This is a genomic window from Aquaspirillum sp., from assembly GCF_055136605.1.
Genome location: NZ_JBSQVP010000082.1, coordinates 1 through 8284 on the forward strand (window position 1 = coordinate 1; position 8284 = coordinate 8284).

At 47.7% G+C, this 8284-nt stretch carries 8 protein-coding genes and 1 pseudogene; 8 read left to right on the plus strand and 1 reads right to left on the minus strand.

Going from position 1 to position 8284, the window contains the following annotated elements; genetic code table 11:
* The 4 genes and pseudogenes from ACTBZS_RS11085 to ACTBZS_RS11100 all read left to right on the plus strand — a co-directional run.
* On the plus strand, positions 1-839 hold an 839-nt coding region (locus ACTBZS_RS11085; RefSeq protein WP_463044167.1), incomplete at its 5' end, for a glucose-6-phosphate isomerase.
* Positions 836-1357, plus strand: coding sequence for a CinA family protein (locus ACTBZS_RS11090; protein WP_463044168.1), 522 nt, complete (start codon positions 836-838; stop codon positions 1355-1357). The genes ACTBZS_RS11085 and ACTBZS_RS11090, both read left to right, overlap by 4 nt.
* A gap of 36 nt (positions 1358-1393) precedes the next feature.
* Positions 1394-2602, plus strand: a pseudogene (locus ACTBZS_RS11095) (FIST signal transduction protein); the annotation flags it as partial.
* Between the two features lie 12 nt (positions 2603-2614).
* On the plus strand, positions 2615-3421 hold the full coding sequence (locus ACTBZS_RS11100; protein WP_463044173.1) for a methyl-accepting chemotaxis protein: 807 nt from the start codon (positions 2615-2617) through the stop codon (positions 3419-3421).
* On the opposite strand, the gene ACTBZS_RS11105 is transcribed toward ACTBZS_RS11100, so the two are convergent.
* Positions 3418-5388 carry a peptidase U32 family protein gene (locus ACTBZS_RS11105; protein ID WP_463044169.1) on the minus strand — a complete coding sequence of 657 codons (1971 nt, stop codon included), beginning with the start codon at positions 5386-5388 and terminating at the stop codon, positions 3418-3420. The two genes, ACTBZS_RS11100 and ACTBZS_RS11105, sit on opposite strands and share 4 nt — an antisense overlap.
* Before the next feature lie 468 nt (positions 5389-5856).
* On the opposite strand from ACTBZS_RS11105, the gene ACTBZS_RS11110 reads away from it, so the two are divergent.
* From ACTBZS_RS11110 to ACTBZS_RS11125, 4 genes are all read left to right on the plus strand, one after another.
* Positions 5857-6222, plus strand: coding sequence for a response regulator (locus ACTBZS_RS11110; RefSeq protein WP_463044170.1), 366 nt, complete (start codon positions 5857-5859; stop codon positions 6220-6222).
* Between the two features lie 7 nt (positions 6223-6229).
* On the plus strand, positions 6230-7549 hold the full coding sequence (locus ACTBZS_RS11115; RefSeq protein WP_463044171.1) for a methyl-accepting chemotaxis protein: 1320 nt from the start codon (positions 6230-6232) through the stop codon (positions 7547-7549).
* Positions 7550-7557: 8 nt separating this feature from the next.
* Positions 7558-7830, plus strand: a complete 273-nt coding sequence (locus tag ACTBZS_RS11120; protein WP_460430033.1) for an STAS domain-containing protein — start codon at positions 7558-7560, stop codon at positions 7828-7830.
* Between the two features lie 8 nt (positions 7831-7838).
* Positions 7839-8284, plus strand: a 446-nt coding sequence (locus ACTBZS_RS11125) for an Hpt domain-containing protein (RefSeq protein WP_463044172.1), incomplete at its 3' end; no start/stop codon positions are given.

The following is an 8284-nucleotide window of genomic DNA, read 5'->3' on the forward strand; positions in this document are numbered from 1 at the left end:
CGATTGGGCTGCCGGTGATGTTATCTATTGGTATGATCCACTTCCGCCAATTCTTGGCCGGCGCACATGCCATGGATTGCCATTTCTTTAGCGCGCCTTTTGCAGAGAATGCGCCCGTGCTGCTGGGATTGCTAGGGATTTGGTATAACACTTTCTACCGTGCACACACCCATGCCGTGATGCCATACGATCAGGGACTGTCACGCCTACCCGCCTATCTACAACAACTGGATATGGAGTCGAACGGCAAGCGGGTTGGTCGTTGTGGGGCACGCTTGGACTTTAATACGGGGCCGATTATTTGGGGCGAGGTCGGCGTTAACAGCCAACATGCTTTTTTCCAGCTACTACATCAAGGCACCCGCCTAGTGCCATGTGATTTTATTATTCCTGCCTGTGAACATGGCACACTCAAAACCCACCATACCGCTATGTTGGCCAACTTTCTAGCACAGACTGAAGCTTTGATGCGGGGAAAAAACGAAGCAGAAGTGTTAGCAGAATTCGGTACAAAACTGCCTGACAATATTGATATATTACTGCCACAAAAAGTATTTCCTGGCAATCAACCATCAAATACCTTAATTTTAGACAGTTTAAACCCGTATAATCTGGGTATGTTGTTAGCGTTGTATGAACACAAGGTGTTTGTACAAGGTGTGATCTGGGGCATTAATTCTTTTGATCAATGGGGCGTGGAGTATGGCAAACAATTGGCCCGCAAAATTGAACCTGAGCTACGCGCAGTAGAATTGCCCAACTTGCAACACGATGCGTCAACCAATGGATTGATACGCCATATTCACCAACTACGACAACAACGGAAATCGCTGCTATGACCCTACAGGCCTCTTTAGCAAATGAAATCCAACACAGCGCACACCAGTTAGCCCAACAACTGTTACAACGCGGTGAAACGGTTGCCACTGCAGAGTCATGCACCGGCGGTCTGATTGCAGCAACGTTAACAGAGATGGCTGGTAGTTCTGCGTGGTTTGGTTGGGGAATCGTCAGTTATGCCAATGAAGCCAAGCAGCAATTGTTACAGGTCAAGGCTCATACCCTCGCTACGGATGGCGCTGTCAGTCAAGCGGTGGTCGAGCAAATGGCAACCGGCGTGCGCCAGCTCAGCGGCGCAAACTGGGCTGTCGCTGTTTCAGGAATTGCAGGGCCCAGCGGCGGTTCGGTAGAGAAGCCAGTGGGTACAGTGTGGATTGCTGTGGCAGGGGCACAAGGCTGCACGAGCAGTTGTCATCTCTTTACGGGTGATCGACAACACATTCGCGCCCACACCGTTTTGACGGCCTTGCAACAACTACAACAACAGATCGCATTGACTGTGTCAGACAATCAATAGCGTTTTGATAACCCCTTATTTTTAGGTGGCGCTAATATGTCTTTTTGGGCGAAATGGTCGCGCCAGGCGACTGCTGATGCTGCGGCGAGTAGCAATCACGATGTGATTCTGACTTTACAACTGAATGGAAACGCGCTCAGCAGTCAGGCATTGAGCCCGTGGGGAGACCTACAACAGCTCAGTTTGGTCTTAGCTTTTGTCTCACCACATCTCAATATGCAGCAGGTGGGACAACAATTACGACGATTATTCCCGCCCCAAGTTAAATTAGGCTTAATCAGTACCGCTGGTGAGTTGTGCCAATCTGCACAGATTGCTGCTGGACAAAGCTGCTCGCCTTATTTAGCAACCCCACAACAAGGCTGGCATCATGTCGTCTTAGCTGGTTTTTCACGACATATTTTCAGTCACGTCGATTTACATTGGGTTCCCTTGCCAAGTGAAGATATTCGACGCGGTACGCCACAATTAAGCCGTGAACAGCGGTTACAACAATTGGAAACGCATCTTGGGCGTTTGCGTCCTAGCTTCAACATTGATGACCGCGATACCTTGGCATTAACCTTTTTTGATGGTTTGGCAGGCGCCGAGAATTTGTTTATGGAAGCGCTTTATCATACCGAACGTTTTCCATGCTTATTTATTGGCGGTTCAGCAGGTGGCCTACTCGACTTTAAGCACACTTGGTTATCCGATGGTGAAAAGGTTTTCGAAAACCATGCTTTAATGGTGCTCTGCAAAACAGCACCAGACATTCGCTTTGGGGTGTTCAAAAGCCAAAACTTTACGCCCACCACCACCCGCTATATTGTCGCTGATGCCGACCCCCTTCGCCGTACCGTCAGCCGTGTATTCAACCCACAACAGCAACAGCTCCATTCTTTCATCGATGTCTTATGTCAAGACCTACGCACCACACCTGAACAATTAGCAAAACAATTTGAACAACACGCTTTTGCAATTGAGTTAGGCAAAGAACACTATATCCGTTCCGTGGCACAAGTTAATTTACAAAAACAAGAAATTGCTTTTTATTGTGATATTGAGCCGGGCGATCAACTTGTGCTGATGAAAACCACCGACTTTATTCGCCAAACACAAGACGATTATCAACGCTATGCCCAAGGCAAACCGAAACCGATTGGGGCTATTTTTAATGATTGTGTTTTAAGACGTTTATTTAATCAAAGCCAGCTTAATCAGTTAACGGTTTTTAAAGATACCCCAATTGCTGGTTTTACGACATTTGGTGAACTACTGGGTATTAACATCAATCAAACCCTTTCTTCCGTCTTTTTCTATCGCGTGGCACAAGGTGAACCTTTTAACGATGCGATGATGGATCACTTTACCGTTCGATATGCCAATTTCCAAAATTATTTCACCAGAAGACAGTTAAAACGATTGCAAATGGTAGATACCATTCGCCAAAGTGTGATTCAACAACTCGACCAGTTCCGCATGTTAAGCACAGAGGCACAGGCATGTTTGCCAGAAATGCAGAACTACTTACAAGAGTCAGGCAGTTTATTAACGCAATTAAATCAAGATATTAGTCAATACAGCAGCGAAATTGAACACAGTGTCAGCGAAGCCAATCAACTATCAGAGCGGATGCAAACTTTGGTGATGGGGGCGGCAAAAATTGAGGAAATTTTGACTCAAATTGCCCGCATTGCAGAACAGACTAATTTATTGGCATTGAATGCAGCAATCGAAGCGGCTCGTGCAGGGGAAGCCGGGCGCGGTTTCGCTGTGGTGGCGGATGAGGTACGCAAGTTAGCAGGTAATACCCAATCCAATTTAACGTCGACCCAACAATCGGTTCAAGCAGTGTTAAGTGGAATTGATGGCCTCAAACTGGCATTAGCTGAGACCACCTCACACATTGCCAACATGGCAGAGGGCAGCCGCCATGTATCTGGTCAAGTCTCGGCACTGGCCACACGCGCCACTGCCGAGTCAGGCCTACTCGCTGAACAAATCCGCCAAATCCACGATCATTCGCTGATGTTAGAGGGGATTGACCATGCACTGCGCCAGCTAGAGGCCTTACAACTTTAACGTGGTGGGCGGTGGAATGTAACCGGTTGCACCGGAATCAGCGACGGTGGGGGCGATTTGAAAATATGACTTTTCATCTTGCCCATCACATGCATTTCACAGGGACGACATTCAAATTTGAGGGTGTAGGTGTCGTTACCCGATTTCAAAATCATCGGATCAGCACGCACTTGCCCCATCACCCCTTGTACCCCTTTAGCTTGCTTGGGACAGAGATGATAGGCAAAACGCAGACAATGTTTGGTAATCATCAAACTGACTTCGCCCGGTTCTTCATGTGCTTCATAAGCCGCAGCAATCAGTTCCACACCATGCTTACGATAAAAGGCCCGCGCTTTCTCGTTATACACATTGGCCAAGAATGACAGTGAAGTTTCTGGGTAAGGAAAAGGTGGCTCGGTGGGTGGTGTCGGCGCTGGACGTTGCCACGCAGCCAGACGGGCGGCAAGCAATGCCTCTATTGCCTGTCGGCGTAGCTTATTCAGTTGTGAACTGGGAATAAACCATGATTCAGACGTAGCAAGGGTCAATTGCTCAAGATGAAAGAGCGTATTACCAAAACGAGATAATCCGTCTTCAAGGTTTTGGCGTGCTTTATCCGCCTGCTGTGCAGGGACTTTATCACACACCAAATGAGCTGTTACCGTCACCCCATCCTCATCTTGCAACGACAACGCCACGCCATCCGCACTGTCTTGTAAACAGGCTTGAACAGCAATAGTGCGTTGTGCCGAGGCTTTGGTCAGCGCCATTTCCCAAGCATGGTCACGGTTACGCGACAACAAAGTGCCCACTTTCAAGCCACGCAAGCGGGAAACCATTTCGTTTGGCCAAATACGCCAAATTTGACCGTCTTCACTGGCACGCTGCCACTTGGCTTGATTGGCCTGTACCCCAATCACTTCCCGCTTAAAAGTGTAATTTAAACCATCACCATTCGAGAGTGTCTCTTGGGTTTCCACCTCTAACCAATCCTGCCCCACCGCCACCACATGCCCCAGTGGCAACCCCACATATTTTGGCGAATCAAATGCACCAATATCGATTTTTCGGGCAGTGGCAAAATAATCTGTGCTACCGCGATGAAAGGTTTTATCAGGGTTTGGTGTAAATAAAATCTCTGTTTTTCCACTTGAAGCCCGACACCATTCAGGATGATGGTTTAAAATTTGATCTAATTGCTGGCGGTAATGGGCAGTGATATTTTTAACATACGCCATTTCTTTATAACGGCCTTCAATTTTAAACGACCGTATTCCAGCCAATAATAAGGCTTCAAGATTCGCTGTTTGATTGTTGTCTTTCATCGACAACAGATGTTTTTCAAAAGCCACCACCCCACCATTGGTATCCGTTAAGGTGTAGGGTAAGCGACAGGCTTGCGAACAATCGCCACGATTGGCACTGCGTCCAGTTTGTGCATGACTGATATTGCATTGCCCTGAAAATGCGACACATAACGCGCCATGAATAAAATATTCTAGCGAGACATGCTCTGGCACCGCTTGTCGTATTGTCGCGATTTCTTGGATATTTAATTCACGTGCCAAAACCAGCTGACTAAAACCACTGTGGGCCAAAAAACGGGCTTTTTCTGGATGACGAATATCACATTGGGTTGAAGCGTGTAGCTGAATTGGTGGTAAATCGAGTTCAAGCAAGCCCATATCCTGGACAATCAGCGCATCAACACCTGCCTCATAACATTGGTAAATCAAACGGCGGGCGGCTTCGAGTTCGGCATCATGCAAAATCGTGTTCAGGGTGACAAAAATTCGGGCATGATACTGATGGGCAAAACGGCATAAGGCAGCGATATCTTCGATTGAGTTGGCCGCATGTTCACGAGCCCCAAAACTTGGCCCACCGATATAGACAGCATCCGCGCCATGTAGAATCGCCTCACGGCCAATTTCGGCGGTTTTTGCCGGCGCGAGCAATTCGATTTGATGGGGTAACAAACTCATAAAAATCACTTTCTTGAAAAAATCACTGCCATCTTTAGCCAAACCACTGACCACACAGAGGGCTTACGACAACAGAAATCGAGCAATAGAGTGGCAATTATAAGCGTTTATTTTGAGGTCGACCATGATACAAAATTTCTTATGTCATTAAAAATGAAAAGATAAGCAAAAATCATTTATCTCGGCTTATTGGCACAAAAACTAAATTTAGTTTTTATGGTATGATGATGCACTTTATCAGAACAATCGAATTTATCAGCAATGCCTGACGCAAAAAGCATACGCTTTGTGTTAACACAGATAAAATAAAGCCAATCATGGCTAGACTTCACACGAGACAGGAAAGATATTGTTAAATCACGTGGATAGCGTGCTACAGAAAGGAGTATCGAGAGACTCAGTGTGAATCCACACGAGACTATCCTCTTGTCAGCAAGATCATTGCAACAAGCTCTCTCGCGCAAACAGATGAAAACTATCTTTATCGTTGATGATTCGCCCACCATCCTTCTCAGCGTTTCAGCCATTCTGACCAAAGCAGGCTATACGGTCGAAAAAGCCTCTAACGGCCAAGATGCCCTCGCCCGTTTTCGTGGTGGCATTAAAGCCGATCTGCTGATTACCGACTTAAATATGCCGGGAATGAATGGGTTGGAGCTCATTAAAGAGGTGCGGCAATTGCCAAATTATCGTTTTATGCCCATTCTGTTCTTAACGACTGAATCACAACAAGCACGGCGTGCCGAAGCCCGTGCGGCAGGGGCTTCGGGTTGGTTAGTAAAACCCGCCTCTGCTGACGACTTACTCAACACCATTAAATTGGTTTTACGGTGACATTGCTATGAGCCTCCCATCCTCACATACTTCCGCCTCCACCGAAACGATTTCTTTCCAAGGGCGCAGCACTGCTTTAGCGGTGGTTACCGCGTTAGTATGCGGTTTGGGGGTGTATTTACTCTACGAACCTTTCCATGAACAGTTTTTGCCTGCCGTTGGACTCAGTACCCGTCTAGGCGATGCTCTCGGTTCGGTCATCTTGGTATTTGTTGGCTATGGTGTAAGACGCTTGGTCTCGCTCTTGTTGTTCCGAGACACCATGCTCGGTCTAGAGCATGTCAAAAAACAAGTCGAAGAAGAAAATGCCCAAGTCCATCAATGGATGGGGCTGATTGCCGAGCAGTTGGCTAATGTTCCCAAATATAACTCGGTACTACGACAACAGCTCAACACGGTGATTCAAGAGACCGAAAACGCCGCCTACTCCATCACCGAACGCTTACAAACCATCGATCAGGTGGTCACTCACCTTCAGCAGTTTGTCAATGAAAGTGCTGCCCGTTCAAACCGTTTGGCTGAAGAATCAGAAGATGAAATTGCAGTCAATCAGCGTTTGATTGCAAATATGGATGACTATATCCAACAACGCCTTGATTTTACTCGTGAAGAGCAATCACGAATCAAAGTGGCAGTCGATCAAGCGCGGTCGTTAGAAGAATTGGTCAATTTGATTCGTGGCATTGCCAGCCAAACCAATCTATTGGCCTTAAATGCAGCGATCGAGGCGGCACGCGCAGGCGAGGCCGGACGCGGCTTTGCTGTGGTCGCCGATGAAGTGCGTAAGCTTTCCGCAGAAAGTGAACAGGCAGTCTTGCGGATTAACGAGGGGATTCAAGCCGTTGCGACCACGATTGAAGAGCAATTCAACTCGAAACTGATTGCCACCAATATCGAAGGTGAACGCACCACCTTACAAAGCTTTTCTCATCAATTAAATGAGCTTAATACCGATTATGCAAACTTGCTGCAATCTCAAAATGAGATGATACGCACCATTCGTGAGAGCAGCGATACCCTTGCCAATATGTTTATGGATGCACTGGCAAATGTTCAGTTCCAAGATGTTTCTCGTCAAATGATCGAACATGTGATGAGCGCGCTGGAAAAACTCGATCAACATGCCATAGATTTGCAACAACGCCTTGCACGCGGTGCACCACTCGAAGCAGCCGACCTACCGCAACTACAAGCCACATTAGAAGCTGTGTATGGCAGTTATGTGATGCAACAGCAGCGAGATACCCATCAACGCGCACTCAATCAAACTTCATCTGGCAATCACAGCAGTGGAGGTGGGGGTGGCAGCAAAGTTGAGTTGTTTTAGTGAGCCAAATGATGTTTAAGCCAGCACAAGACCTGACCATCTACCATGTTGCAGCATTAAAACAACAGTTGGAACAGTATTTGGCACAATCACCAAGCGATATGATTTTAGACTTATCCGCTGTGCAAGATATGGACAGCGCTGGCTTACAGTTTGTGTTATTGACACAACAAGAGGCAAAGCGGCGGCAGTTGGCACATGCACTGCATCACCCTACCGTCGCCATCAAGCAACAACTGGCCTTCTTGCGACTCACACCGGTGTTTACGTTCGAGGAATAAGATAGCTCATGGATGAATTATTGGCCGTTTTTGTGCAAGAAAGCCGTGAGCAGCTGCAAGCACTCGAAGCCGGTTTAATTGCACTTGATCGTGGTGACCACGACCCAGATACCCTCAATGGTGTCTTTCGTGCTGCCCACACCATCAAAGGCGGTGCAGGGGTGGTGGAATGTGACTTTATTGTCGAATTTACCCATGTCGTTGAAAACACCTTAGACGCGCTCCGCAATGGCAGCCGAGAACTCTCCCCACCCTTAATTGCGGCCTTGTTGCAATGTAGCGATCATCTGTCAGATTTACTCGACTTACTCGAACAGAGCGCCACCCCCGATGCCGAGTGCCTAGCACGCGGCCAACAGCGCCTAGCCAACCTAGGCAACCCCACCGCCCCCACGCCAACACCTACTGCTGCTGCAACGCCGCCAGTGGCCGCCAATAGCGACCGACATTGGCA

Bases quoted from the DNA above. Each gene is read 5' to 3' on its own strand.
- ACTBZS_RS11090 (WP_463044168.1), top strand. From the start codon at position 836: ATGACCCTACAGGCCTCTTTAGCAAATGAAATCCAACACAGCGCACAC.
- ACTBZS_RS11105 (WP_463044169.1), bottom strand. From the start codon at position 5,388: ATGAGTTTGTTACCCCATCAAATCGAATTGCTCGCGCCGGCAAAAACC.
- ACTBZS_RS11110 (WP_463044170.1), top strand. From the start codon at position 5,857: ATGAAAACTATCTTTATCGTTGATGATTCGCCCACCATCCTTCTCAGC.
- ACTBZS_RS11115 (WP_463044171.1), top strand. From the start codon at position 6,230: ATGAGCCTCCCATCCTCACATACTTCCGCCTCCACCGAAACGATTTCT.
- ACTBZS_RS11120 (WP_460430033.1), top strand. From the start codon at position 7,558: ATGATGTTTAAGCCAGCACAAGACCTGACCATCTACCATGTTGCAGCA.